This window comes from Paraburkholderia bannensis (genome assembly GCF_014200455.1).
In the GTDB taxonomy this organism is placed as follows: Bacteria; Pseudomonadota; Gammaproteobacteria; order Burkholderiales; family Burkholderiaceae; genus Paraburkholderia; species Paraburkholderia bannensis_A.
The window spans coordinates 1-24,420 of the sequence record NZ_JACHBW010000019.1 but is presented as its reverse complement, the minus strand read 5'-3'; the positions used below and the strand labels follow the sequence as shown (position 1 = coordinate 24,420).

Here is a 24,420-nt window from a genome sequence, read left to right as displayed (position 1 = left end):
GGGGAGGCTATGTTAGCGCGTGAGTGCATTGCGATTGCTTCTTGATGTGCATTTCAGCTTTAACCAGGCTTTAGTTCGGCGTCTGGAACGACTGCTGCAGACTCAGCAGATTGAGCGGCGCGACGCGGATCAGGCCGGCGCGCGGGCTGTCGATATCGGCGATCAAGGTTAGAGATAGTGACACCGTCACCGGCAGCACGAACATCAGCACGCGCCGGCCGCTTTTGCCGCATGTGCCATAGCCCTGCATGATGTTGCTGAAGAGCGCGATGATGAGCATCAGTATCCACGCCGCCGCCGGAATGCGGTTGAGCCACGCGGCCTGCGTATAGCCCTGGGTGTTGAGCACGTCGTTCATGCCCGCCACCACGAGGGCCGTGACGGGATTCGGTTGCGCGGCTGCGGCCTGGCGCACGCTGTCCCAGAGCTGCGCCTGCAAGGCGGCGGTGGTGTGGTTGTTGGCGTCGAGCGTCGCATGATCGCGGGTCTGGTAGTACTCGATGCGCGCCTCCAGATAGCGCGCGAGCAGCGTCTTGATTCTGGCGGCGTCCGCGCCAACGAGGTCCGCACGCAGATACTCGGTGCCGATCGCGTTGGCTTCCTCTTCCTCGTAATTCTTGCGCTGGTCGTAGCGGCTCACCGCCATCGACAGCGTGAAGCCGATCAGCAGCGCCAGCAGCGTAAGCGTGGCGCCCTGCACGATGTTGTAGTTCTCGCGCGCCTCTTCGGACAGCGGCGCGCGGCGGTGCAGCACCAGCGCGCCAAACATGGCCGCAAGCGGCAGGCAGACGATCAGCGAAAAGAACAGAAAAGCGGGATGCTGGATCAGTTGCGTCACGATGGCTCCGGTAGGCGAAGGCGCATGCACGGCAAGAGCGGATAGGAGGGACTACGAACTATTCTGACTAGGCGAAAGCGATTTTACGGCAAACGCTTTTTGCGTGATGCGGCCGTGCCGGGCGTCTTATAAGGCGGCTTCCGGCGCCATCTCGTTCAGATGCACGGCGCGCAGATCGTCGACGAAGGCGCGCTGGATATCGCCCGCATGCGGCGCGCGGCGCGTGACCATATGGAAGGTCACGTCGTAGCGCAGCGCCGCCGGATTCACGGCGCGCAACAATCCGCCATCGACATACGGTTTGGCGAAATGAACCGGCAGATACCCCAGGTGATGGCCCGAAAGAATCAGCAGCGCGACGGCCTCCATGTTGTCGGCGATGGCGGTGACATTGCGCTCGTGCGTGGAGTGCTGCGCCTCGGGCAGCGGGTAGCTGCGCCATGCCCATTCGCAGGCGGCGGCTTCGTCTGCGCCGATGGAACCGGGTTCTGCCGCGCGCTCGAATAGCGGATGGCGCGCGCCGCAATAGGCGTACTGGCGCTCGATAAAGAGCGCGGTGTAGTCGAGGCTGGGCACGCGATGCCAGAAATAGCCGATGGCGATATCCACCTTGCCGTTGAGCACCTGTTCCTCCAGTTCGCCCGGCGAGCGGATCTGGATATTGAAGCGCACGGCCTGGTCGCGCTGGCGAAAACGGGCAATCGCATCGCTGATGCGCGCGTTCTGGCTGAACGGCGTATGGCCGATCAGGCCGAGGTTCAGCTCGCCCACCAGCTGGCGGTCCATGTTCGCGGCTTCGGCGCAGAAGCTGTTGGCGGCCACCAGCAGCCGCCGCGCCGACATCGCAAAGCGCTCGCCCTTGGCCGTGAGTTTGAAGCCGCCGCGTCCGCGCTCGCAGAGCCTGAAGCCTAGCCGCGTTTCCAGCGACGACAGCTGCGTGCTGATGGTCGATTGCCCTACGTTGAGCGCCGCCTGGGCGGCGGTGAGTCCGCGCGCGTCGACCACGGCGAGGAAAACGCGGATCAGCCGCAGGTCGAAATCGGTCAGGTTGGCGAGCACGGGATACCTTTTACATTGATCCAGATCGATGTAAACATCATCAGGCCATCATTTTATCCAAAATTTTTTCCCTCTAGCATTGCCAGCATTGGGTTTGAACCCACTGCTCCGATCGATGTTTACAGGGTTTTTACGGATATGAACGACTCCCGCAACACCACGCTGAATCAGCCCCTTTCCGGTAACGCCATGCCGCGCTTTGGCGGGATTGCCTCGATGATGCGTCTGCCGATCGCCGAAACCAGCGCGGGGCTGGACGCCTGTTTTGTCGGCGTGCCGTTCGATCTGGGTACGTCGAACCGCAATGGCGCGCGTCTCGGCCCGCGCCAGATTCGCGCCGAATCGGTGCTGCTGCGGCCCTATAACATGGCCACCCGCGCCGCGCCGTTCGATTCGCTCCAGGTGGCCGATATCGGCGATGTGGCGATCAACCCCTTCGACATCCACAAGGCCATTGCCGATATCGAAGCGGCTTACGACGGCATCATCGCCAGCGGGTGCAAGCCGGTGACGCTGGGCGGCGACCACACCATCGCCCTGCCGATCCTGCGCGCGATGCACAAGAAGTACGGCAAGGTGGGCGTGGTCCACGTGGACGCGCACGCCGACGTCAACGACACCATGTACGGCGAGAAAATCGCTCACGGCACGCCGTTCCGCCGCGCGGTGGAAGAGGGCCTGCTCGACTGCGACCGCGTGATCCAGATCGGCCTGCGCGGCACCGGCTATCACGCTGAGGATTTCGACTGGTGCCGCGATCAGGGCTTTCGCGTGGTGCAGGCCGAAGCCTGCTGGAACCGCTCGCTCGAAACGCTCATGAAGGAAGTGCGCGAACAGATGGGCGACGGCCCCGTGTATTTGAGCTTCGATATCGACGGTCTCGATCCGGCCTTCGCGCCGGGCACGGGCACGCCGGAAATCGGCGGTCTGACCGTGCCGCAAGGGCTGGAAATCATTCGCGGCTTGCGCGGGCTGAATCTGGTCGGCGCGGATCTGGTGGAAGTCTCGCCGCCGTATGACCCGCAAGGCACCACGGCGCTGCTGGCCGCGAATCTCGCATTCGAGATGCTGTGCGTGCTGCCGGGCGTGAAGTATCGTGCTTGAAAAACGCGTGAACGCAAGTCCAATCCAGATGATTCGCCGTCCAAACTAAAAAACATAAGCAGACGTTATCCCCGGAGAGTGTTCATGAGCGAGACCGAACGCGACACAGAAACCCAGGTGCTGGCCGCCGCCGACGCCCTGATCGACGCCTTTGCGCGTCACGACCGCGACGTCTATTTTGCCGCCTTTGCAGCCGACGCAAGCTTTGTGTTCCATCACGTGAGCGAGCCGCTGCCCACGCGCGCGGCCTATGAGGCGCTGTGGCGTCAATGGGAGCGCGAGGACGGCTTTCGCGTGCTGGGCTGCGAATCGCGTGCGCGCAGCGTGCAATGCATCGGCGATGTGGCGCTGTTCGTGCATAACGTGCGCACCCGCGTCGCGACGCATGCGGGCAGCGAAACGCTCGACGAGCGCGAGACGATTGCGTTCGCGAAGCGCGGCGGCCAGTGGCTGGCGGTGCACGAACATCTGTCGCCGCACGCCTGCACGGCGGTGCACGATGCCGTGAACGAAAGCGAGGTGTGCGCATGAAACGCGAAGCGATTTCAGCCGTCACGCTGGCGGTCGAGCCGGGCGTGTTTATCGACGGCGCATGGCGGCAAGGCGCGGGCGCAGCGCTCGAACTCGTCGATCCTTGCAGCGCGCAGCCCTATGCGCGAGTGTCGGGCGCAGCGGCGGACGATGTCGACGAAGCCGTGGCCGCGGCGGCGCGGGCCTTGCGCAGTTGGCGCACCGCGCCCGTCGCACAACGTGGCGAACGGCTCGAACGCATTGCGCAAGGCATCGAAGCCCATACGCGCGAGCTGGTGGAGTTGCAGATGCGCTGCAACGGCAAGCCGCGCTTCGAAGCCGAACTTGACGTGAGCGACGCTGCCGCCACCTTTCGCTATTACGCGCAGTTGTGCCGCGAAGGGGGCGTGGCCGCCAGCACGCCGGTCGCCTTGCCCGACGACGCATTCGAAGCCGATGTACGCCACGAGGCCGTGGGCGTGTGCGCGCTGATCGTGCCGTGGAACTTCCCGCTCGTGACGGCATCGTGGAAACTCGCACCCGCGCTGGCGGCGGGCTGCACGGTGGTGATCAAGCCTTCGGAACTGACGCCGCTGGCAGAACGCGCGCTCGTCGATATCGTCACGGCCGCCGATGTGCCTGCGGGCGTGGTGAATCTGGTTGCGGGCGGCCGCGAGGTGGGCGCGCAACTGGCCTCGCATCGCGGGGTGGCGAAGGTCTCCTTCACGGGCAGCACGGCAGCGGGCCAGGCGGTCATGCGCGCCGCTGCGCAGCGCATGCAGCGCATCTCGCTCGAACTGGGCGGCAAATCGGCGCTGATCGTATTCGACGATGCGAACCTCGACGAAGCCGTCGAACTCGCGTTCAACGGTGCGTTCTTCAACGCGGGGCAAATGTGTTCGGCGACGTCGCGCGTGCTGGTGGCTCGGTCGTTGCACGATGCGTTCGTGGAGAAACTGGTTGCGCTGGCGCGCAGCGCCGTGGTGGGCGCGCCGCATGAAACGGATGTACGGGTCGGGCCGCTGATCAGCGCGGCGCAACGCGAGCGCGTGCTGGGTTTGCTCGCGCGCGGCAAGGAGCAGGGTGCACGCGTGCTGTGCGGCGGCGCAGCGCCCACGCAACTGGAGGCCGGCTACTTCATCGCGCCGACGGTGTGCGCGAACGTTGCGCCCGACAACGTGCTTTGGTGCGAGGAGATTTTCGGCCCAGTTGCGCTGGTCCGCGCTTTCGATACGGAGTACGAAGCCATCGCGCTGGCCAACGATAGCGATTACGGCCTGGTCGCCACGGTCGTGACCGCCGACGCCGCACGCGCCGCGCGGGTCAGCGACGCCTGCGAGGCTGGAGTGGTGTGGGTGAATGCCCCGCAGGTGATCTTCCCGCAGACGGGTTGGGGCGGACGCAAGCTTAGCGGCCTTGGCCGCGAACTCGGTCCCTGGGGCGTGCGCGCTTACCAGGAAATCAAACACGTCATCCGGGCGCGCGCAGGCGCCGCTCATCCGCCGCAGTCGTGAAGCAAAACTGACGCACTGCGCCCCACAAAGAATCGCACAGGAACAGACAGATGAGCACCGATAACGTTAATGGCTGGGCGCCGCCTGCGGCGAGCAGTGCTGTGAACATCGCTGCGAACAGCGCGGCCGAGACCGCCGATGCAGCCGGCCCGAAGCCCGGCAAATGGCGCAAGATCGAAGTTCGCTCGATCGATTATGTGCCCGCGCACGAACGCCACGGCAGCGTGGCAGGCCAGGGACCGTTTTGGTTCCTCGGCAATTTCCAGTTCTTCACGATCGCCATCGGCTTCGTGGGGCCGAGCATGGGACTTTCGCTGGGCTACACGATCCTCTCGGGCGTGCTCGGCATTCTGTTCGGCACGTTGTTCATGGCCTTTCACGCCTCGCAGGGCGCGCATCTGGGCCTGCCGCAGATGATCCAGTCGCGTGCGCAGTTTGGCTATCGCGGCGTGGTGCTGATCCTTATCGCTACACTCTTCACCTTCATCGGCTTCAATGTGGTCGATACCGTGCTGATGGCGAGCGGCGTGAAAGGCATCTTCGGCTGGTCGCCCACGCTCGTGACCATCGTGACGGCGCTGATCGCGCTGGCGCTGGCGATCTACGGCCACGACTGGCTGCATCGCGTGTTCAAGTGGCTGCTGGTGGCAAGCCTGCCGCTCTACGTGTTGCTGACCTTGTGGATCATGTTTGGCGCGGTGGGCGTGAAGGCCGGCGTGGCGCATGCAGGCGGCTTCTCGCTGGTGGCGTTTGCCGCGCAGTTCGCCGCGAGCGCCAGCTACAACATCACGTACGCGCCCTATGTGTCGGATTACTCGCGTTATTTGCCGCGTGACACGAAGCCGCGCGCCATCATTGCGGCGGTGTTCGTCGGGGCGTCGGCATCGGCGATCTGGCTGATCGCGCTGGGCGCATGGCTCGCGACGCGTCTTGGCGCATCGGACGGCCTCGTTGCGCTCTACGATGCGGGCAATGCGATGTTTCGCGGCTTCGGCGTGCTGATCTCGTTGGCTTCGGTGGGCGCGATGGTCGCGACGATGGGCCTGAACGCCTATAGCGCGATGCTTACGGTGGTGACGGCGGTGGATTCGTTCAAGCCGGTGCGGCCGACCTCGGCGGTGCGCGTGATCACGGTGCTCGTGCTGGGTCTCGTGTGGGTGGTGATTTCGCTCTCGCTCTCGGGCAACGCCATCGACATCCTGTTCGCGGCGCTCACGATCATGCTGTATCTGCTGGTGCCATGGACATCGGTGAATCTGGTCGACTTCTTCTTCGTGCGGCGCGGCCACTATGCGATCACGCAACTCTTCACGCCCGACGGTCTTTACGGCGCATGGGGTGCACGCGGGCTGATCGCCTACGCGGTGGGCTTTGCCTCGACGGTGCCGTTCTTCGTGCTGCCAGGTATCTATACGGGGCCGCTGGCCGCGCGCATCGGCGGCGTGGACGTGGCATGGGCGGTGGGCCTGGTGGTGTCGGCGATCGCGTATCTGGTGCTGGCGCGTTCGATCGACGCAGAAGGCGAGCGCAAGGCGGTCCTGCAGAGCGAGCGCGAAATCGCGCTGCTGGATGGGGCGGCGGGGCGCTCGCACTAGGCGCTTCGACAGAAAACAAGCGGTCGTAATAAAACGCGGCGCACGTCTCACAACGTGCGCCGCGTTTTTTATTTCCTCTATCACGCATTTAAATATCAAAAAACTAAGCGTGCAGGCTTTTTGTCATTCAACAGACGAATCTAAGAATTTGCGAAAGCGGCGTAAGTTGAAATTGACTGATTGGTGATCCAAACCTAGATTTTATCCCCTGTGGATGCGGGCGCAACGAATTCGACCTGCGTCTTCCAATCTGACAGGGGCGGGCATATGAATGCCGTGACAAAGAGCTTTGCCGATGCACTACGTAATCCTGATGTCCGCCTGACGCAGCACCTCAGGCTATGGATCGGCAAGGAAGAGCATGATCTTGACGTGCTGGACTTCAAGGTGAAAGGCGGGTTCTGCAAGGACTACGTGGTCAATCTCACGGTTACTTCGCCACGTCTGGATATCGACGGCAAGGACTACGTTGGGCGACGCGCGGGCCTCCATGTTGACGAGCGGGCTGCGATGCCGCTGGCAAGCTGGACCGACCCGGTGGACCACGCAGCGGCCACCTTCAACGGCGTGGTGACGCGCTGGAAGCGCATCCGTATCCACCGCGTTACTTCCCGGGCTACGACTGGCGCGTGCTGGGTCACCACACCTCGGGCGCCGCGAACGAGCTAAACCGCTTTCACCCGGAGGGCGCGACCGCGTTGCGCGAAGTGCTGGAGCTGTACGACTGGTCGCCGGACGACGGTGCGGCGCAGCGCATCGACGCGATCCGGGAGGTACGGGTGTCCCTTCGGCAGGTGCTGGCGCGTGGGGGGATGCTCCGGGAAATCCGTCTGCATGTCGAACTTGACGCGAGCGCCTTTGACGGGCCGGGCGATGCCGTGCTGTTCGGCGATGTGCTGAATCATTTCCTGGGCCGTTATGCGGGTGTTCACCATGCGGTAGGGCTGGCGCTGGTCGTCGACGGAAAAGAGACCGTCTATCCCCGCACGATGTTCGAGGGAGCGCCGTTCTGATGCACACGAAGATGATCGGGCGCGCGTGCGGCGTGGTCCTTGCGCTGTGCTTCAGCGCATGCGGGACGTTGCAGGCCGTGAAGGACGGCACTGTGGCCGTCACGAAAGCGGTATTCGAGACGAAGGTCAAACAGATGGATCTTGTCGTCACGGCACGCGGCGCGCTGAATCAGGACGCGCGGGGCACATCGCTGCCGGTGGTGCTGCGCATCTGGCAGTTGAAGGACGACAAACCGTTCGCCACGGCCACCTATGCGCAACTGCTCGGCGGTAACGATGCACTGAAGGCGTCGATGCTTTGGAGCCGCGATGTCACGCTCGGGCCGGGGCAGACGCTGAAGATTTCGGAGCCGATGGACGATGCGGCGAATTTTGTGGGCGTGGCGGCGTTCTTCCGCGACACGTCCGATGCGGAGTGGTCAGTGCTGCTTCCGAAATCGAAGTGGAAAAAAACGGATCTAGTGAAGCTGATCGCCGCCGATCGGACGCTGGTCATTGATTCGGATAACAGATGAATTTTCGAAAGGCAAGGGGAACGTTGCCGACTGGCGATGCAGTGTCTGTCGCCATCCCCCACGATCACCCAAGGAGCAGTGAGATGAAACGAACTGTAGTCCGTTGCCCCGACTGGTCGCATCGCGGACGCGTTCCTACTGCGAGGTGTGAGATGCACGTCGCGTTTAACTGTGGGAGCGGCAAGACTCGGTTGGTGGGGCTGCGCGTGTCCAACGCCCGTTTGCCCATTGGGTTATCACGGATCGGGACTTTGCCGATCATGGCCACCCAGCGACCGGAGCGGGTATGAGCCGGCGCCTAACAATCGAGGATGCCCACGCGATCGCTGCATCGCGCGGGGGCCGGTGCCTGTCGCCGGAATATGTCAATAACCGCAGACCGCTGGAATGGGAGTGCGCCGAAGGACACCGCTGGTTCGCAAGTTTCGGTAACGTGAAAAGCCGAGGTTCGTGGTGCCGCGCCTGCGCTGTGCAGCAGAAGTGCCACCCGCTGGACGACGTCCGGCGCGCCGCCCGCGCGCACGGCGGCCGATGCCTTTCGACCGCGTACATCAATGTTCTGAGTCCACTGGAGTTCGAGTGCGCAGCGGGCCATCGCTGGCGCACATCGTTCAGGGCTATCCTGAACGGACGATGGTGCTGGCAATGCTGGCACGAACGGCAGCGCGATACGATCGACGCGATGCGCGCGCTGGCGGCAAGCCACGGTGGCGATTGCCTGTCGCAGAGCTACGAAAATCAGACCGTACCTTTGCGCTGGCGTTGCGCGAACGGGCACGAATGGGAGACGACGGCGCAGAACGCGAAGCAGCACTGGTGCAAGCGGTGCTTTCGCGAGCGGCGTCGACTCGGCATTGGGAAGATGCACGAAATCGCCGCGAGCCATGGCGGGCGCTGCTTGTCCGAGGAGTACATCTCGGTGCGGCACCCGCTGCAATGGCAGTGCCGACGGGGGCATGTCTGGTCAACCCAGCCACTTGGCGTCATAAGGGGGCAATGGTGCCCGCTGTGCGCAAACCTCGAACGGACGAAGGATCCGATCAAGCGGATGAAATACGACTTCGCGGGCTGAGCATTTTGCGATCCGACGAAACCTCGGAATATTGACAACAGTTGCTATTGTGCCCGGAACACTTCGCTGAATACGATGCGCGGCGCACAGGTTCAAAAACGCGGCGCACGTCTCACAAGTGCGCCGCGTTTTTCATTTCAGGCGATTTACGCCTGTTTCCAGAGTGTGCGGCCCCAGAACGTCAGCGTGCGGTCCCACGCAAGTTGCGACCAGACCGGATCGTACTGCGTGTGCGCAATGCGGCCCGGGCCGACCGCCGTTTCGTTGGCGAACGCGTGGAACGCCATGTAGCGATGGAACTCGACATTCACGCCGCCATCCTTGAGCTTGGTTTCGAGTTCGTCGACGGTCTCGCTCTTGAAGAAACCGTCCTGCGTAGCCCAGTGGCCGAGCACCGGCACGGTAATCTTGCTCGCATCGAGATATTCGAGCGGGGGGAAACCGTACCAGACGACCGCGCCTGCGAGGCCCGGAATCTGGTTGACGGCCAGCAGCGTGAGCGCACCGCCCATGCAGTAGCCCGTCACGCCGACGCGGTCGGTGAGCGTCTTGAGGTGATCGACCGCGCCGCGGATGTCCTGTGAGGCGGCGTCGCCGAAATCGAGGCCCGTCATCAGGTGATGCGCTTCCTCTTCCTCGACGGTGCTCTTGCCGCGATAGAGGTCGGGGACGAGCGCGTAGTAGCCGGCCTGCGCCAGGCGGTCGGCAACGCCGCGAATCTGGTCGTTCAAGCCCCACCATTCCTGGATCACGACGATGGCGGGCGCGCCTTCGGTCTTTTCAGGCGTGGCGAGGTAGCCCTGGAGCGATTTGCCGTCGGGGCGGTTGAAGCTGATCATGGAGCCGCTGAAGTGTTTCATGATGGATCCGGTCGATTGGTTGAAGGGAACAGGCAGAACGGGTCAGGCAGATAAGATCGCCAAAGCGCAAGCATAGCGTCTGTGCCGCGGCTTTGCTCGCAGCGGTGGGGCGGTGGGCGGCTTCGCCTACTCGCCGATCAGGTGCAACACGACTTCGCGGGCGCTGGCGTGACGGCGGTGTTCGAACAGATAGATGCCTTGCCAGACGCCCAGCAGGGGCGCGCCGTGCTCGACGGGAATCGACAACTGGCTCTGCGTGAGCGCGGTGCGCAGATGCGCGGGCATATCGTCGGGGCCTTCGGTGTCGTGTTCATAGCGCTGGGGGTCTTCGGGCGCAAGCTGGTCGAAATAGCGTTCGAGATCGCGGCGCACCGAGGAATCGGCGTTTTCCTGAATCAGCAGCGAGGCCGAGGTATGGCGGCAGAACAGCGTCAGAAGCCCCATGCCGATACCGCTTTCGCGCACGAACGCCCGCACTTGCCCGGTGAACTCGGTCAGACCGCGCGAGCGCGCGCTCACATGCAGATGATGAATGGCCTGGCGCATGGTGGGGATCTCCTGTGTCGATGCGGCGTGTAGGCAGTTGTATGGCTGTCATATGGCAATCAGCCGCCCCGCGCGGGAAACGGCTCATGCTGGTAGGATACCGGCCTTGCTCTGAAACCGCTTACAAGGACTATGTCGTTGAATCTCACGCACTTCGCCAAGGCTCGCCACGCCACCAAGGCTTTCGATTCCGCTCGCAAGATCCCCGCTGCCGTCATCGATGAACTCAAGGAACTGATCCGCTTCAGCCCGTCTTCGGTGAACTCGCAGCCGTGGCATTTCATCGTTGCCGAAAGCGACGCCGCACGCGCCCGCGTGGCGAAGTCGATGCAGCCGGGTTACGCCTACAACGAAGCGAAGGTCACGCGCGCCTCGCACGTCATGGTGCTGTGCGTGCGCAAGGACATGGATGAGGCGCATCTGAACGCCGTGCTGGCGCAGGAAGAGGCCGACGGCCGCTTCGCCAATGCCGAGGCAAAGACGGGCCAGCAGAACACGCGCGGCTTCTACGTCAACCTGCATCGCGAACGCGACGATCTTTCCGCGTGGATGGAGAAGCAGGCGTACCTTGCGCTGGGCACGCTGCTGATCGGCGCATCGACGCTCGAAATCGACGCCTGCCCGATGGAAGGTTTCGACGCAAAGGCGCTGGACGAGGAACTGGGTCTCGCCGCGCAGGGCCTGACGGCCATCGTGGTGGTAGGTCTGGGTTATCGCAGCGGCGACGATTTCAACGCAAAGCTGCCGAAGTCGCGTCTGGGCACGCAAGCGGTCTTCACCGACCTCGCCTGAGCCGTGGGTATTCGCCAATAACCGCGGCGGCGCTGCGGATATTGGCGCTCGTGTAGTATCGGCGTTCCAGTGACGCGCTACAAACGGATAACGGAGCGTTAAGGCCATGCAAGGCATCAAGCGCCGGATCGTCTATCTCACGCTGTTCGAGGGTTTCGGCATTCTGATCACCGGCACGAGCTTCGCCACGGTTGCCGGCAGCGGCGCGGACCGCGCGGGCGCGGCGGCGATCTTGACGTCGCTGGTGGCGGTGGGGTGGAACGCCGTCTACAACTGGCTTTTCGAACGCTGGGAAGTGCGCCAAACCAAACGCGGGCGCAGCCCGTTGCGACGCGCGATGCATGCGGTGGGTTTCGAGGGCGGCCTCGTGATCTTTCTGGTGCCGATGATCGCGCTTACGCTGCGTGTCTCGCTGCTCGAGGCCTTCTTGATGGACATCGGCCTCACGATGTTCTTCCTCGTCTACGCCTACATCTTCAATCTGATCTTCGATTCGGTCTTTGGCTTGCCGGCGTCCGCATTGCCCTTGCCGCAGGAGTCGCGCGCTTCGCAGGCTGAGCCGTGCAATTAATTGCATCGGCGGTCGTATCGACACGGCTCACCGATATCGGACTGATTCGTCATCCTGCTTAATTGACCTTGCGCGTCGCTAATGCAAGGATTGCCGCCCGATTGAACGGGCGGCGGGTTGCCGATCGCTAACCGCGCGATTTACTGCGCGACGTGAGCCTTCTCAGCCTTGTGCGCGTGCTTCTTCTTCGATTTCGATTGCGTTGCGCCGTGCTTGTGATGGCTCTTTGCCTTTTGCGGCGATGCCTTAGCGACATCCGAACCTTCGTCGAATTGCATCGTTGCCGGTTGCGCTTGCACGTTACGGGCGTGTTCCTCGACCTGGGCGGCGCGTGCGGGATCGTTGCTCATCTGGATGCCGTTGTCTGCGTTTTGCGCCGAGGCGATGCTGGCGAATGCCGAAAGGGAAACCAGAATGGCGATAGACGACTTCTTCATTTTCTTCCTCGTGATCGAGATCTACTTGCTTGACTGGATGACGCCATAGGCGTCTGCACGGCTAACGATCAGCGATTCACCGTCGTTGACGGCGTCATGCCGCGTTAACTGTTCTTTACAACTTCTTGTGTCGCACGCGATTACGCTCAATCGCCAGGTATTCTTTCCAGCAGGTAGTCGTCGGTCTGGAAGCCGCCGCTTCCGTTGAACTCAAACAAATACCAGTTATCGTTAAACGGAATCAGTTTTCCGTTATAGATACCTTGAACGCCGTCCGCATTCGTCGGGTAATGTGTGCCAGAGCCAAGATGAACGAAGGGATATTCACCGGCGAGAGAGCGGCGCTTTCCGCAGGTGATGCTGCCTGTTACATCGGCGCCGCTTTTCTTCAGTTCGCAAGTGAGCGGGCTTGCTACGACCAGTTCGATATTGTCCTTATCGACGAGCCGGAATACCGGCTTGCCCAGCGTGCTGGCGTAAACCTCAAGGTAAGCCATGCGCGCCTCCGAAGGCCCCTGCAGCACGCGATACTTGCCATATAGGGACGGCGCGAGCGCGGCGTCGCCCAGCATCGCGGTATCGTGGAGCTTGACTTTGGAGCCCGTTGCGCAGCCTGCGGATAATGTTGCGGCGACCAGCATGGCCGCAATTGCCTTTCTCACTTTTTTACCTCGCCTTGACGGCTTCTCACCACCACGCCATGAAATCAGGGCGGGTTTCTGCGGAGGAGGACGGTTAAAAACGCGGAATTGTCGCATTGGCTTCGCGCAAAAACAGTCAAGAATCGTCAAGGTGAGTAGTCGGTTTGATTTCGAATACGGATTGGTTGAGGTGAAAAAAAGCCCCTGCAATGAGGGGCTTGATCCGCAAGGCCGCGAGTCGGCCGCTGAAATCTCGCTACTGAGGCGGCGTAGCGGCGTTTGCATTAGCGCTACTGCCCCGATCGACACTCACCTGCTGCGGATGACCCGCGTCATGCAGCACGCCTGTCCATCCGCCACCCAGATCGCCGATCAGCGCAGCCGCATCCAGCAAGCGCGACTGCTGCACCGTCAGCGCATTTTGTTGCGTGCTCAACTGGGTCGCCTGGGCCGTCGCCACCGTCGTGTAATCGACCGTGCCCGCCTGGTATTCGTTCTGCGCGATCTGCGCGCCGCGAATCGAGTCGCGCACCGCGGCGTCCAGCGCCTCGCTCTGCTGCGCCAGGATGCGCAGGCCCGAAAGGTCGTTCTCCACGCTCTGGAACGCGCTCAGCACCGTGCCGCGATAATTCGCCACCGCAGCGTTATAGCTCGCGCGCGCCACCGCGACTTCGCCGCTGCGCTCGCCGCCGTCGAAGACCGTTTCCGTTGCGCTCGCGCCCAGCGACCACACGTAATTGCTCACATGCAACAAGCCCGCGAGCGGCGCCTGGGTGAAGCCGTCAAGCGCCGAAAGCGAAATCGTCGGGTAGTACGCCGCGATGGCCACGCCGATCGCCGCATTCGCCGAGGCCATCTGCCGCTCCGCCGTGGCAACGTCGGGCCGCCGTTGCAGGATGGTCGACGGCACGCCTGCCGGAATGACCGGCAGCGTGGGCAGCTTTGCGCTGTGCGGGATCGTCATATCTTCGGGATTGCGGCCCACCAGCACGGCAATCGCGTGTTCATACTGCGCGCGCGAAACGCCCAGGGCGATCAGGCTCGACTGCGCGTTTTCCAGTTGCGTGCGCGCCGTGATGAGGTCGGATGGCGGAACGGTGCCCGCCGTGTCCTGATTCGACACCACGCGCAATGAGTCCTTGTACGCCTCGACGGTTTGCGTCAGCAGGTCGATATCCGCGTCGGTCACGCGCAGATCGATCACCGCATTGGCAAGCGCGATCTGCTCGGATAGCTGGGCGTTGGCGAGCGTTGCTTCGCTCGCCTGCGCCGTGGCCGATTGTTCCTCGATCTGGCGGCGTACCTGCCCCCAGAAGTCGATCGTCCAGCTGACGTTCGCTTCCAGCGAGCCCGAATTGACGATGCGCGCGCCACCGCTGCTAAAGCCACTGGTCGTGCTGGTGGACGCGCGTTCGCGCGTGGCCGACCCGGTCACGCCGATGGTCGGGAAGAGGCTCGCGCGCGCCACGCGCACTTCGGCGAGCGCTTGCTGATAATTCGCGTAGCTCTGCGCCACGGTCTGGTTCGAGACCGCCACCAACGGCTCAAGTTCGTCGAGCAAGGGGTCCTGGAAGGCGGTCCACCATTCGCCCTTCGGGCCTTCGGCAGCGGACGGATCGGCCTGGGTCCAGCCGGGCAGCTCTTTCCATTGCGCGGGCACGTTGACCTGCGGGCGATGATATTCGGGGCCGACCATGCAGCCGCTCATCAGCAGCGCGAGGCACAGGGGCACGAATCGTAGTGGGCGCAAGCCGGCGCGGTCGTTCATGGACGAAACGGGATCGGAAATGAAATCAGAAACGGAAACGGACACGGTCGGATGAATCTTCATGATGCGCTCTCATCGGCCTGGCGGTTCCAGGGCAGGCGTGCGGTCCAGCGGGCGAGGCGGGCGCGCAGGCGGTCGAGGAACAGATAAATCACGGGCGTGGTGTACAGCGTGAAAACCTGGCTCAGGATCAGGCCGCCCATCACCGTCACGCCAAGCGGCTGGCGCAGCGATGCGCCCTGGCCGATGCCGATCGCCAGCGGCACCGCGCCCAGCACCGCCGCGAAGGTCGTCATCATGATCGGCCGCAGACGCACCACGGCGGCCTCGTGGATCGCGGCGCGCGCGTTGCGGCCTTCCTTGCGTTGCAACTGGATCGCCACGTCCACCATCATGATGCCGTTCTTCTTGACGATACCGATCAGCAGGATGATGCCGATCATCGCGATCACCGAGAACGGCGTGCCGAAAATCAGCATCGCAAGCGTTGCGCCGATGCCCGCCGAAGGCAGCGTCGACAGAATCGTCAGCGGGTGAATCGTGTTTTCGTAGAGTACGCCCAGCACGATATAGACGACAGCCAGCGCCGCGAGAATCAGCAGCGGCACCGTGCCCATCGATTGCGCGTAGGCTTGCGCCGCGCCCGCGAACGCGCCGTGGATCGAGGCGGGCATGCCGATGTTGCGCTGCGCTTGCTCGATAATCTGGCCGGCTTCCGAGAGCGAGCCGCCCTGGGGCAGATTGAACGAGATCGTGCCCGCCACTTCGCCGCTCTGGTGATTGACCTGGGTGGCGGTGTGGCCGGTGGTCCAGCTCATCAGTGCGTCGACGGGCACCATGGTTTCGGCGGCGGTGCTGTCCGCGCTGCCGCTCGAACTGCCGCCCTTGCTATTGGCGATCGAATTGTTCTGCTGATTGGCCACGGCATTGGCGTTGCGCGAGTTGGTGCTGCTCGTGCCGCTGCTGGCGGTGCTTTCGGCCCTGTAGGCCGTGATGCCCGAAACCGTGCTGCCCGGCATCTGCGTGGACGCCGATCCGCTCGCATTGCCCGCTGCCGTGCTCAACCAGATGCGGTTGAACGACTGCGGATACTGCCAGTACTCCGGCGCCACTTCCATCACCACGAAATACTGGTTGATGGGGTTGTAGATGGTCGATACCGTGCGCTGTCCGAAGGCGTCGTAAAGCACGCTGTCCACCTGGTTCGGATCGAAGCCGTAGCGCTTGGCGCTCGCGCGGTTCACCGTTACATACGCCTGCAGACCGTTTTGCTGGAGGTCTGAATTTACGTCGGTGAGCGTGCCGTGATACTTGTTCAACTCATCGACAAGTTTAGGTGTCCATTCGAATAGCGCATCGGCGTCGTCGCTGGTGAGCGTGTATTGATATTCAGCCGCCGACTGGCGCCCGCCGATCTGCAGATCCTGCTGCGCCTGCAGGAACAGCCGCGCGCCCGAAACCGCGTTGAGCTTGGGCCTCAAACGGTTGACGACTTCCGTGGCGGACAGCTTGCGCTGCGCGAGCGGTTTGAGTTCGATAAAGACCGTTGCCGTATTCAGCGCGCGCCCGCCCGTGAAGCCCGCGACCGAGGCCACGGCAGGATCTTTCTGCACGATGTCCTGCAACTGGGCGAGCTTCTTTTCCATCGCCGTGAAGGAGATGCTCTGGTCGGCGACGATCTGACCGATCAGGATACCGGTGTCCTGCTCCGGGAAGAACGTGCCCGACAGCAGCCGCGCGAGAAACACATTGCCGATCAGCAGCACGAACAACAGCACGATGACCAGCACCGCATGATCGAGCGCGGCGTCCAGCGTGCGTGAATAAAACTGTTTGAAGCGCTCGAATTGCGCGTCGATCCACACCGCCGCGCGCGGCGGTTCGCGCCTTTCGCGTTCGCGCTTGAGCACGTAGGCGCACATCGTGGGCGTGACCGTGAGCGAGACGATCAGCGAAATGATGATCGCAATCGACAGCGTCATCGCGAACTCATGGAACAGCAGGCCGACGATGCCCGGCATCAGCAGGATCGGCAGGAACACGGCGATCAGCGAGAGGCTCATCGACAGCACGGTAAAGCCCACTTCGCCCGCGCCGCGCAGCGCCGCCTCCTTGGGGTCGAGCCCGGCCTCGATATGACGCACGATGTTTTCCAGCACGACCACGGCGTCGTCCACCACGAAGCCGGTGCCGATGGTGAGCGCCATCAGCGAGAGCGAATCGATGCTGTAGCCCAGCAGATACATCGGCCCGAACGTGCCGATGATCGACAGCGGCAGCGCCACCGCCGGAATCAGCGTGGCGCGCGGCGAGAGCAGGAACACGAACACCACGCCGATCACCAGCAGCACGGCGATGAAGAGCGTGCGTTCGGTGTCGGCCACCGACGCGCGCACGGATTCCGAGCGGTCGACGGCCACGTTCACCTTGATGGTGGCGGGCAGGGCGGCCTCGATATCGGGCAGGCGCGCCTGGATCTGCTGCACGGTCTTCACGACGTTGCTGCCCGGCATCGGATAGATGATCACCAGCACCGCGGATTTGCCGTTGTAGAGGCCGGCATTGCGGATATTTTCGTTGGAGTCGCGCACCGTGCCCACGTCGCGCAGATAGACCGGTGCGCCGTCGCGATACGCGATCACCACGTCGCGATAGGGCGCGGCGGTGCTGATTTGGTCGTTCGAGGTCACCACGAAGCGCTGGTCGCCCTGGTCGAGGTGGCCCTTGGCGCTATCCGCATTGGCCGCACCGATGGCCGCCCGCACGTCTTCCAGGCCGATGCCGTAGCTATTGAGCTTGCCAGGCTGCAGTTCGACGCGCACCGAAGGCAGTGCGCCGCCGCCCAGCGTGATCTGGCCCACGCCGTCGACCTGCGAGAGCTGCTGCATGATGACCGAATCGGCGGAATCGTAAAGCTGCGCCGTGGTGAGCGTGTCCGAGCTGAGCGCGAGCACCATGATCGGCGCGCTCGCGGGGTTGTACTGGCGATAGGTGGGGTTGCTGCGCAGGGTGGTGGGCAGATCGGCGCGCGCGGCCTGGATCGCGGCTTCCACGTCGCGCGCGGCGCCGTTGATGTCGCGGTTCAGGCCGAACACGACCACGATCAGCGACGATCCCACGTTGTTGATCGAGGTGAGCTGGCTCACGTCGGCGATGGTGCCCAGCCGCCGCTCCAATGGCTCGGCCACGGTGGAGGCCATGGTTTCCGGGCTGGCGCCCGCCATATTGGCCTGCACCACGATCACCGGATAGGCGATGTTGGGCAGCGGCGCGACCGGCAGCCGGAAAAAGGCCAGCGCGCCGGCAAGCAGGATCGCGACGGCCAGCAGCGACGTGGCGACCGGGCGACGGATAAAGATGGCCGAAAGGTTCACGGCGTGCCCTCGGGCGCGGGCGTGGGGCCAGGGCTGTGAGGCGGCTCGTTCGGGCCGCCGCTGCCATCAGCGTCTGCTTCGCTGTCGCCTTCGCTGCCGGGCTTGTTCTTGCGGCCGAAACGGATCGCGAGACGGTCGAAGAACAGATAGATCACAGGTGTCGTGAACAGCGTGAGCATCTGCGAAACCGTGAGACCGCCAATGATCGCAAGACCCAGCGGGCGGCGCAGTTCGGAGCCCGTGCCGGTGCCCAGCAGCATCGGCAGCGCGCCCAGCATGGCCGCAAGCGTGGTCATCAGGATCGGGCGGAAGCGCAGCAGCGAGGCTTCGAAAATCGCCTCGCGCGGCGCCTTGCCGTGCACGCGTTCCGCTTCCAGCGCGAAGTCCACCATCATGATGGCGTTCTTCTTGACGATGCCGATCAGCAGCACGATGCCGATGATGCCGATCACGTCCAGATCCTTGCCCGCGATCATCAGCGCGAGCAGCGCGCCGATGCCCGCCGAAGGCAGTGTCGAGAGAATCGTCACCGGATGCACATAGCTTTCGTACAGCACGCCCAGCACGATATAGACAGCCACCAGCGCAGCGATCAGCAGATAGACCTCGGAAGAGAGCGAATCCTCGAAGGCCTGCGCCGCGCCCTGGAACGCCGAGGTGATCGACGGCGGCAGCTTGACGTCGGCTTCGGCCTTGCGGATGTCGCGCACGGCGGCCGAGAGCGACGCGCCATCGGCGAGATTGAACGAGATCGTCACCGCGGGGAACTGCGCCAGGTGGCTGATCGTCAGCGGCGAGCGGGTGATGCGGATCGTCGCGATGCCCTTCAGCGGCACCTGGCCGCTGCTGGCGGTCTGGCTAGGCAGATAGATATCGCCGATCGAGTCGACGGTGGGCAGCGACTCGGGTTTCGCGACCAGGATCACGCGGTACTGGTCCGACTGCTGGAAGATGGTCGAAACGATGCGCTGGCCCAGCGCGTCGTAGAGCGCGTTGTCGATGGTCGCCGCCGTGATGCCGTAGCGCGCAGCGAGCTGGCGGTTCACCTGCACGTCGACAGAAAGGCCGTCGGAATTGAGGTCGCTGGTCACATCGGCGATCGACGGGATCTGCTTCATCTTCGCGATGAGCGCCGGCACGTATTGGTTGAAGGCCTGCTGGTTCGGTCCGCGCAGCACGAAGTTGTACTGGTTGGGCGATACCGTGGTATCGAGCGTCAGATCCTGCTCGGGCTGCAGATAGAGCTTGATGCCCGCCGCGTTCGACACCGACTGCTGGATGCGCCGGGCGATTTCCCCGGCGCTTTCCGAACGGTCGTCGTGCGGCTTCAGGTTGATCAGGAAGCGGCCGTTGTTGAGCGTTTTATTGATGCCGTCGATGCCCACGTAGGAAGTGAGCGAAACCACATCGGGGTCCTTAAGAATCTCTTCTGCCAGCGCGGACTGGCGGCGCACCATGGCCTGATACGAGACTGAATTGTCGGCCACGCTGATGGCCTGGATCACGCCCACGTCCTGCACGGGGAACAGGCCCTTGGGAATCACCACGTACAGCAGACCCGTGAGCGCAACCGTGAACACCGCCACGATCAGCGTGAGCGTCTGATGGTCGAGCACCCAGCGCAGGCCGCGCTCGTAGGCGTTGAGGGTCTTGTCGAACAGACCTTCGCTGATGCGCTCGAAGCGGCTGGGGTGGCGCTCGGCCTGGGCGCGCAGGATACGCGCGCACATCATCGGCACGACAGTGAGCGAGACCACCGCGGAAAGCACGATGGTCACCGCGAGCGTGACGGCGAATTCGCTGAACAGACGCCCGATCACGCCGCCCATGAAGAGCAGGGGAATCAGCACGGCAATCAGCGAAATCGTCAGCGAGAGAATCGTGAAGCCAATCTGCCCGGCGCCTTTTAACGCCGCCTGCAAGGGCTTTTCGCCTTCTTCCAGATAGCGCACCACGTTCTCGATCATCACGATCGAGTCGTCCACCACGAAACCCGTGGCGATGATCAGCGCCATCAGCGAGAGATTGTCGATCGAGTAGCCCAGTTCGTACATCACCGCCAGCGTGCCGATCAGCGAGACCGGCACGGAGATGCTCGGAATGATGGTGGCGGGCAGGTTGCGCAGGAACACGAAGATCACCGCCACCACCAGCGCGACGGCGAGCACCAGTTCGAACGCGGCGTCGTGCACGGACGCCTGGATCACGCCCACGCTGTTCGACACCACGGTGACTTTCATGCCGGCGGGCAGCGTGGCTTCGAGCTGCGGGAGCTGACGCATGATCTGGTTGACCGTGGCGATCACGTTCGCGCCCGGCTGGCGCTGCACGTTCAGTACGATGGCGGGCTGCTTGTTGTACCACGCGCCGCGCTCGACATCCTGTGCCGCCGTGGACACGCGAGCGACGTCGCGCATGAAGACCGGCGCACCGTTCTGATAGGCGATGACCGTATCTTCGTAATCCTTCGGATCGGAAATCTGGTCGTTGGAATTGATCGTGTAGTCGAGCTCGGGGCCGTCGAAGTTGCCCTTGGGCGCGCTCACGTTCACGTTGGCGAGCAGGGTGCGCAGATCGTCGAGATTCAGGCCGTAGGCGGCGAGCTTCTGCGGATCGGCTTCCACGCGCACGGCCGGCACGTTGCCGCCCGCCGTGCTCACGAGACCCACGCCCGGCACCTCGGAAATCTTGGTGGCGAGCCGGTTATTGGCGGCGTCCTGCAACTGCGTGAGCGACATCGATTTCGACGTCACCGCGAGCGTGAGGATTGGCTGATCCGCCGGATTGACCTTGGCGTAGGTGGGCGGCGCGGGCAGGCCGCTGGGCAGGAAACTGTTGGCGGCGTTGATGGCCTGCTGCACGTTTTGCTCGGCCACATCGAGGCTGAGCGAGAGATCGAATTGCAGCGTGATGACCGAGGCGCCCTCGGAGCTGTACGAAACCATCTGCTGCAAACCCGGAATCTCGCCAAGCTGCACTTCGAGCGGCGCGGTCACGGTAGTGGCCATGACGCTGGGGCTCGCGCCCGGATAGAAGGTCTGCACCTGAATGGTCGGGTAATCGACGGCGGGCAGCGACGACACGGGCAGAAACTTCATTGCCACGAGACCGACCAGCACCATCGCGATCATCAGCAACGATGTCGCGACGGGCCGCAGAATGAAAAGACGCGAAATATTCATCGGCGCTTAAGGCGTGGAATCAGGAGGCATCGGAGGCCGAGGACGCGCTGGAAGCCGCCGTGTCAGCCGCCGGTGCGGAGACCGCGCGTGCGTGCGAGGCATTGCCCATGCGCGCGGCGCTGGCTCCCTTCGCCGTAGCCGGTTTGCCGGTCGAGGGCTGGATCTTCGCACCGTCGTTGAGGCGGTCGAGGCCATCGGTCACCACGCGCTGGCCGGCCTGCAGCCCTGCGGTGATGACGGTGTGCTGGCCGTCGCTCGGGCCGAGCGTGACCTTGTGGACCGAGACAGTGTTGTCGGCGTTCACGAGATACACATAGTCGCCTGGCGCACCCGACTGCACGGCCGGCGTGGGCACGAGCACGGCGTTCTGCAGCGTGTCCACCAGCAGGCGAACGTTGACGAACTCGTTGGGGAACAGCGCTTCGTCGTCGTTGGGCACGCTCGCGCGCAGCGTGACCGTGCCGGTGGCCGTGGCCATCTGGTTGCTGATGGCGTAGAGCGTGCCGGTTGCCAGTTGCTTTGTGTTCTCGCTGTTGAAGATGGTGATCGGCAGTTTCGCGCCCGCGTTGACCCGTTGCAGCACATCGGAGAGCGAATTCTGCGGCACCGTGAACTGCACGGTGGTGGGTTTCATCGTCGTGATGACGGCGATGCCCGTGGAGCTGGACGCGGTCACGTAGTTGCCCGGATCGACCAGACGCAGGCCGACGCGCCCCGAAACCGGAGCGGTGATGCGGCAATAGATCAGATCCAGCTCGTATTGCTTGATGTTGGCGAGGTCCGATTTGACCGCCGCTTCGTCCTGCGCGACGAGGAACTTCTGGTCGCTGTAGGTCTGCTCGGCGATCGACTTCTTTTCGTTCAGTTGCGTATAACGTTCGAGGTCGGCGCGCGCCTGGGCCAGCGAGGCACGGTCCTTGGCGAGTTGCGCCTCGGCCTGCTCCTTGCTGATCTCGTACTGGCGCGGATCGATCTGCGCAAGGAACTGGCCTTTGACCACGTCCTGACCTTCGCGATAGCCGACCTCCGTGAGATAGCCGCTCAATTGCGGCAGCACCGTGACGGTGGCGACCGGCGTGACCGTGCCGAGCGCATCGAGCGTGACCGGCATCGAGCCGGTCGTGGCGGGCGCCACCGTCACGACCTGCGGAGCGGCGCCCCGTTCAGGTTTTTTGCGATGCAGTATGTGAATGACCACGACGACGATCAGCAGCACGATCAGCGCAATCAGAATCCAGCGGCCACGGCCGCCTCGTTTGCGCGGCGGCGGCGGGTTGCTGCCCGGCGGCGGCGTGAGCGGCACGGGCGGCCTGGGCGGCGTGGTCGGAACGGGTGCCTGGTTGGGCGTGTCGCTCATGCCCGTCTCCCGGGAAGAATATCGAAGCCGACGAGGCCGTTCGTGCCGGCGCGTTGCGCTGCACGCGCACTGATGTGCATGCTGGGGCCGTGGGGGGCGCGCGGCAGGCGGGCCGCGCAAGCGCCGTGCCGGGTGTCGTCGGTTCGCATACGAATTCTCATGGTTGTTGTGTGCAGCCGCAGCGCGTATCCGCCATGCAGGGGCGAATCGCGTGAGCTTGAGACATGCAGTCTAACCAACTCGCGCGCTAATTTCGAAACGTAGGTTAAATGAAAGGTTTTGGCGTATTACAAGCGCTCTTTAAACCGCTAAATGCGTGTTGGGCAAAGCGCGTGAAATACCTTGTAAGGGCTTCGATTTGCCGGGATTAGCTCCACGCATAGCGCCCGCGTGCGATCGCTATGCTCACGTCCTGATTGCCAGTAACGGGTCTGAGGAGGTGACCGGAGCATGTCAAAAAATCATTCATCCATTCGGCGTGCATTGAGTCGCTTGCTGCTGGGCCTCACGCTTGCTGGCGCGATGTCGCTGCAGGGCTGTTCGACCACACTTGAAAATATTGCGCTGGGCGCGGGCATTGGCGTGGCGGGGACGGTGTCGGCGCTGGGCTGTCTGCTCGCCTGCCAGGATCGCGGGCCGGGCTGGTAAGCCGGGCGTCAGGCTTCATGGCGTTCGCGTTGCTGCGTTTGTCATATTCACCGACGACACTAGAGGGTTAGGGCGTGAAGTACGCGGCTTGCCGCGTAACGCGCGGTAATTGCGGCATCCGCCAGACGCTTTCCGAGCTAAGGTTCTCTTCAGGCCGCGCGAGTACGCTAGAGCGCCAGGGGGCTGTTGTTCCCGTAATACATGGTCTTTTTGGAAAGTGGATTGCATGCGGATTGAAACGCGTCTGGAAGCTTTCGCTGCGGCTGTCCGATCTGGAACCCACCTTGAAGCGTAAGTCCGCGCGCACTCGCGGCAGTATCGACGATATGAAAACGCTGTTTTTGCAGGCCCCGTCCTATGACGGCTTTGACGGCGGCGCGGGTTCGCGCTATCAGGCGAAGCGCGAGATCCGCTCGTTCTGGTATCCGACCTGGCTTGCGCAGCCCGCCGCGCTGGTGCCCGAAAGCCGCGTGCTCGATGCGCCCGCCGACGGCATCGGCGTGGAAGAAACGCTGAAGATCGCGCAGGACTATGACCTCGTCATCATTCACACCAGCACGCCGTCGTTCCCCACCGATGCGCTCTTCGCCGAAGATCTGAAAAAGCGCAAGCCGTCGCTGCTGGTGGGCATGGTGGGCGCGAAGGTGATGGTCGATCCGCACAATTCGTTGACGGCGACCGAAGCGATCGATTTCGTCTGTCGCGAGGAATTCGATTACACCTGCAAGGAAATTGCCGAAGGCCGTCCATTCCCCGAAATCAAGGGGCTTTCGTGGCGCGCAAAGGATGGCTCGATCGAGCATAACGAAGCGCGTCCGATCCTTGAAAACATGGACGAACTGCCGTTCGTCGCGCCGATCTACAAGCGCGATCTGAAGATCGACAATTACTTCATCGGCTATCTGAACTACCCGTATGTGTCGATTTATACGGGCCGCGGCTGCAAGTCGCGCTGCACGTTCTGCCTGTGGCCGCAGACGGTGAGCGGCCATCGCTATCGCACGCGTTCGGTGGAAAACGTGAT

Annotated in this window: 21 protein-coding genes and 1 pseudogene; 12 read left to right on the top strand and 10 right to left on the bottom strand. The window is 63.3% G+C overall.

Going from position 1 to position 24,420, the window contains the following annotated elements; genetic code table 11:
- Nucleotides 1-70: 70 nt before the first annotated feature.
- Both F4827_RS27195 and F4827_RS27190 read right to left on the bottom strand, forming a co-directional pair.
- Nucleotides 71-838: a hypothetical protein gene (locus tag F4827_RS27195; protein WP_183729834.1), complete on the bottom strand. Its 768-nt coding sequence runs from the start codon at nucleotides 836-838 to the stop codon at nucleotides 71-73.
- Between the two features lie 126 nt (nucleotides 839-964).
- A complete protein-coding gene (locus tag F4827_RS27190; RefSeq protein WP_183729831.1) occupies nucleotides 965-1,897 on the bottom strand; it encodes a LysR family transcriptional regulator in 933 nt (310 codons plus the stop codon).
- A 138-nt stretch (nucleotides 1,898-2,035) separates the two neighbouring features.
- On the opposite strand from F4827_RS27190, the gene speB reads away from it, so the two are divergent.
- From speB to F4827_RS27155, 8 genes are all read left to right on the top strand, one after another.
- Nucleotides 2,036-3,001: an agmatinase gene (gene speB / locus F4827_RS27185; RefSeq protein ID WP_183729829.1), complete on the top strand. Its 966-nt coding sequence runs from the start codon at nucleotides 2,036-2,038 to the stop codon at nucleotides 2,999-3,001.
- A gap of 84 nt (nucleotides 3,002-3,085) precedes the next feature.
- Nucleotides 3,086-3,532, top strand: coding sequence for a nuclear transport factor 2 family protein (locus tag F4827_RS27180; RefSeq protein WP_183729826.1), 447 nt, complete (start codon nucleotides 3,086-3,088; stop codon nucleotides 3,530-3,532).
- Complete coding sequence (locus F4827_RS27175) at nucleotides 3,529-5,025, top strand: aldehyde dehydrogenase family protein (RefSeq protein WP_183729824.1); 1,497 nt, start codon at nucleotides 3,529-3,531, stop codon at nucleotides 5,023-5,025. The genes F4827_RS27180 and F4827_RS27175 overlap by 4 nt, the downstream gene beginning before the upstream one ends.
- A 50-nt stretch (nucleotides 5,026-5,075) precedes the next feature.
- Nucleotides 5,076-6,620 carry a cytosine permease gene (locus F4827_RS27170; RefSeq protein ID WP_183729821.1) on the top strand — a complete coding sequence of 515 codons (1,545 nt, stop codon included), beginning with the start codon at nucleotides 5,076-5,078 and terminating at the stop codon, nucleotides 6,618-6,620.
- 267 nt (nucleotides 6,621-6,887) lie between these two features.
- Nucleotides 6,888-7,289 (top strand): hypothetical protein, encoded by a 402-nt coding sequence (locus tag F4827_RS35560; protein WP_260175454.1) that lies wholly within the window; start codon nucleotides 6,888-6,890, stop codon nucleotides 7,287-7,289.
- Nucleotides 7,250-7,633: a type VI secretion system baseplate subunit TssF gene (locus tag F4827_RS27165; RefSeq protein WP_311674600.1), complete on the top strand. Its 384-nt coding sequence runs from the start codon at nucleotides 7,250-7,252 to the stop codon at nucleotides 7,631-7,633. Before F4827_RS35560 ends, F4827_RS27165 begins: the two co-directional genes overlap by 40 nt.
- Before the next feature lie 11 nt (nucleotides 7,634-7,644).
- Complete coding sequence (tssJ, locus tag F4827_RS27160; RefSeq protein WP_260175453.1) at nucleotides 7,645-8,148, top strand: type VI secretion system lipoprotein TssJ; 504 nt, start codon at nucleotides 7,645-7,647, stop codon at nucleotides 8,146-8,148.
- A gap of 286 nt (nucleotides 8,149-8,434) precedes the next feature.
- On the top strand, nucleotides 8,435-9,220 hold the full coding sequence (locus F4827_RS27155) for a hypothetical protein (RefSeq protein ID WP_183729815.1): 786 nt from the start codon (nucleotides 8,435-8,437) through the stop codon (nucleotides 9,218-9,220).
- A 146-nt stretch (nucleotides 9,221-9,366) separates the two neighbouring features.
- Here the strand turns inward: F4827_RS27155 and F4827_RS27150 are convergent, their stop codons facing one another.
- Both F4827_RS27150 and F4827_RS27145 read right to left on the bottom strand, forming a co-directional pair.
- Nucleotides 9,367-10,080 (bottom strand): dienelactone hydrolase family protein, encoded by a 714-nt coding sequence (locus F4827_RS27150; RefSeq protein WP_183729812.1) that lies wholly within the window; start codon nucleotides 10,078-10,080, stop codon nucleotides 9,367-9,369.
- A gap of 126 nt (nucleotides 10,081-10,206) precedes the next feature.
- Nucleotides 10,207-10,626, bottom strand: coding sequence for a secondary thiamine-phosphate synthase enzyme YjbQ (locus tag F4827_RS27145; RefSeq protein WP_183729810.1), 420 nt, complete (start codon nucleotides 10,624-10,626; stop codon nucleotides 10,207-10,209).
- A gap of 138 nt (nucleotides 10,627-10,764) precedes the next feature.
- On the opposite strand from F4827_RS27145, the gene nfsB reads away from it, so the two are divergent.
- Entirely contained in the window at nucleotides 10,765-11,418 is a 654-nt protein-coding gene (gene nfsB / locus F4827_RS27140; RefSeq protein WP_183729808.1) for an oxygen-insensitive NAD(P)H nitroreductase, read from the top strand.
- Between the two features lie 106 nt (nucleotides 11,419-11,524).
- Nucleotides 11,525-11,989 (top strand): PACE efflux transporter, encoded by a 465-nt coding sequence (locus F4827_RS27135; protein WP_183729805.1) that lies wholly within the window; start codon nucleotides 11,525-11,527, stop codon nucleotides 11,987-11,989.
- A 140-nt stretch (nucleotides 11,990-12,129) separates the two neighbouring features.
- Here F4827_RS27135 and F4827_RS27130 read toward each other — a convergent pair whose 3' ends face one another.
- From F4827_RS27130 to F4827_RS27105, 6 genes are all read right to left on the bottom strand, one after another.
- Nucleotides 12,130-12,426 (bottom strand): hypothetical protein, encoded by a 297-nt coding sequence (locus tag F4827_RS27130; protein ID WP_260175452.1) that lies wholly within the window; start codon nucleotides 12,424-12,426, stop codon nucleotides 12,130-12,132.
- 146 nt (nucleotides 12,427-12,572) lie between these two features.
- A complete protein-coding gene (locus tag F4827_RS27125) occupies nucleotides 12,573-13,067 on the bottom strand; it encodes a hypothetical protein (RefSeq protein ID WP_183729803.1) in 495 nt (164 codons plus the stop codon).
- A gap of 256 nt (nucleotides 13,068-13,323) precedes the next feature.
- Complete coding sequence (locus F4827_RS27120) at nucleotides 13,324-14,835, bottom strand: efflux transporter outer membrane subunit (protein ID WP_183730112.1); 1,512 nt, start codon at nucleotides 14,833-14,835, stop codon at nucleotides 13,324-13,326.
- 59 nt (nucleotides 14,836-14,894) lie between these two features.
- A complete protein-coding gene (locus tag F4827_RS27115) occupies nucleotides 14,895-18,209 on the bottom strand; it encodes an efflux RND transporter permease subunit (protein WP_183729801.1) in 3,315 nt (1,104 codons plus the stop codon).
- Nucleotides 18,206-21,391: an efflux RND transporter permease subunit gene (locus F4827_RS27110; RefSeq protein WP_183729799.1), complete on the bottom strand. Its 3,186-nt coding sequence runs from the start codon at nucleotides 21,389-21,391 to the stop codon at nucleotides 18,206-18,208. The genes F4827_RS27115 and F4827_RS27110 overlap by 4 nt, the downstream gene beginning before the upstream one ends.
- A gap of 19 nt (nucleotides 21,392-21,410) precedes the next feature.
- On the bottom strand, nucleotides 21,411-22,748 hold the full coding sequence (locus F4827_RS27105) for an efflux RND transporter periplasmic adaptor subunit (RefSeq protein WP_183729796.1): 1,338 nt from the start codon (nucleotides 22,746-22,748) through the stop codon (nucleotides 21,411-21,413).
- A gap of 483 nt (nucleotides 22,749-23,231) precedes the next feature.
- Here F4827_RS27105 and F4827_RS27100 point away from each other — a divergent pair, with 483 nt between their 5' ends.
- Nucleotides 23,232-23,396 (top strand): hypothetical protein, encoded by a 165-nt coding sequence (locus tag F4827_RS27100; protein WP_183729793.1) that lies wholly within the window; start codon nucleotides 23,232-23,234, stop codon nucleotides 23,394-23,396.
- 326 nt (nucleotides 23,397-23,722) lie between these two features.
- A pseudogene (locus F4827_RS27095) lies at nucleotides 23,723-24,420 on the top strand (hopanoid biosynthesis associated radical SAM protein HpnJ); the annotation flags it as partial.

What these genes read in the sequence shown, in the direction of transcription:
- speB (WP_183729829.1), top strand. Translation starts at nt 2,036, where the DNA reads ATGAACGACTCCCGCAACACCACGCTGAATCAGCCCCTTTCCGGTAAC.
- F4827_RS27180 (WP_183729826.1), top strand. Translation starts at nt 3,086, where the DNA reads ATGAGCGAGACCGAACGCGACACAGAAACCCAGGTGCTGGCCGCCGCC.
- F4827_RS27175 (WP_183729824.1), top strand. Translation starts at nt 3,529, where the DNA reads ATGAAACGCGAAGCGATTTCAGCCGTCACGCTGGCGGTCGAGCCGGGC.
- F4827_RS27170 (WP_183729821.1), top strand. Translation starts at nt 5,076, where the DNA reads ATGAGCACCGATAACGTTAATGGCTGGGCGCCGCCTGCGGCGAGCAGT.
- F4827_RS35560 (WP_260175454.1), top strand. Translation starts at nt 6,888, where the DNA reads ATGAATGCCGTGACAAAGAGCTTTGCCGATGCACTACGTAATCCTGAT.
- tssJ (WP_260175453.1), top strand. Translation starts at nt 7,645, where the DNA reads ATGATCGGGCGCGCGTGCGGCGTGGTCCTTGCGCTGTGCTTCAGCGCA.
- F4827_RS27155 (WP_183729815.1), top strand. Translation starts at nt 8,435, where the DNA reads ATGAGCCGGCGCCTAACAATCGAGGATGCCCACGCGATCGCTGCATCG.
- F4827_RS27150 (WP_183729812.1), bottom strand. Translation starts at nt 10,080, where the DNA reads ATGAAACACTTCAGCGGCTCCATGATCAGCTTCAACCGCCCCGACGGC.
- F4827_RS27145 (WP_183729810.1), bottom strand. Translation starts at nt 10,626, where the DNA reads ATGCGCCAGGCCATTCATCATCTGCATGTGAGCGCGCGCTCGCGCGGT.
- F4827_RS27135 (WP_183729805.1), top strand. Translation starts at nt 11,525, where the DNA reads ATGCAAGGCATCAAGCGCCGGATCGTCTATCTCACGCTGTTCGAGGGT.
- F4827_RS27130 (WP_260175452.1), bottom strand. Translation starts at nt 12,426, where the DNA reads ATGAAGAAGTCGTCTATCGCCATTCTGGTTTCCCTTTCGGCATTCGCC.
- F4827_RS27125 (WP_183729803.1), bottom strand. Translation starts at nt 13,067, where the DNA reads ATGCTGGTCGCCGCAACATTATCCGCAGGCTGCGCAACGGGCTCCAAA.
- F4827_RS27120 (WP_183730112.1), bottom strand. Translation starts at nt 14,835, where the DNA reads ATGAACGACCGCGCCGGCTTGCGCCCACTACGATTCGTGCCCCTGTGC.
- F4827_RS27110 (WP_183729799.1), bottom strand. Translation starts at nt 21,391, where the DNA reads ATGAATATTTCGCGTCTTTTCATTCTGCGGCCCGTCGCGACATCGTTG.
- F4827_RS27105 (WP_183729796.1), bottom strand. Translation starts at nt 22,748, where the DNA reads ATGAGCGACACGCCCAACCAGGCACCCGTTCCGACCACGCCGCCCAGG.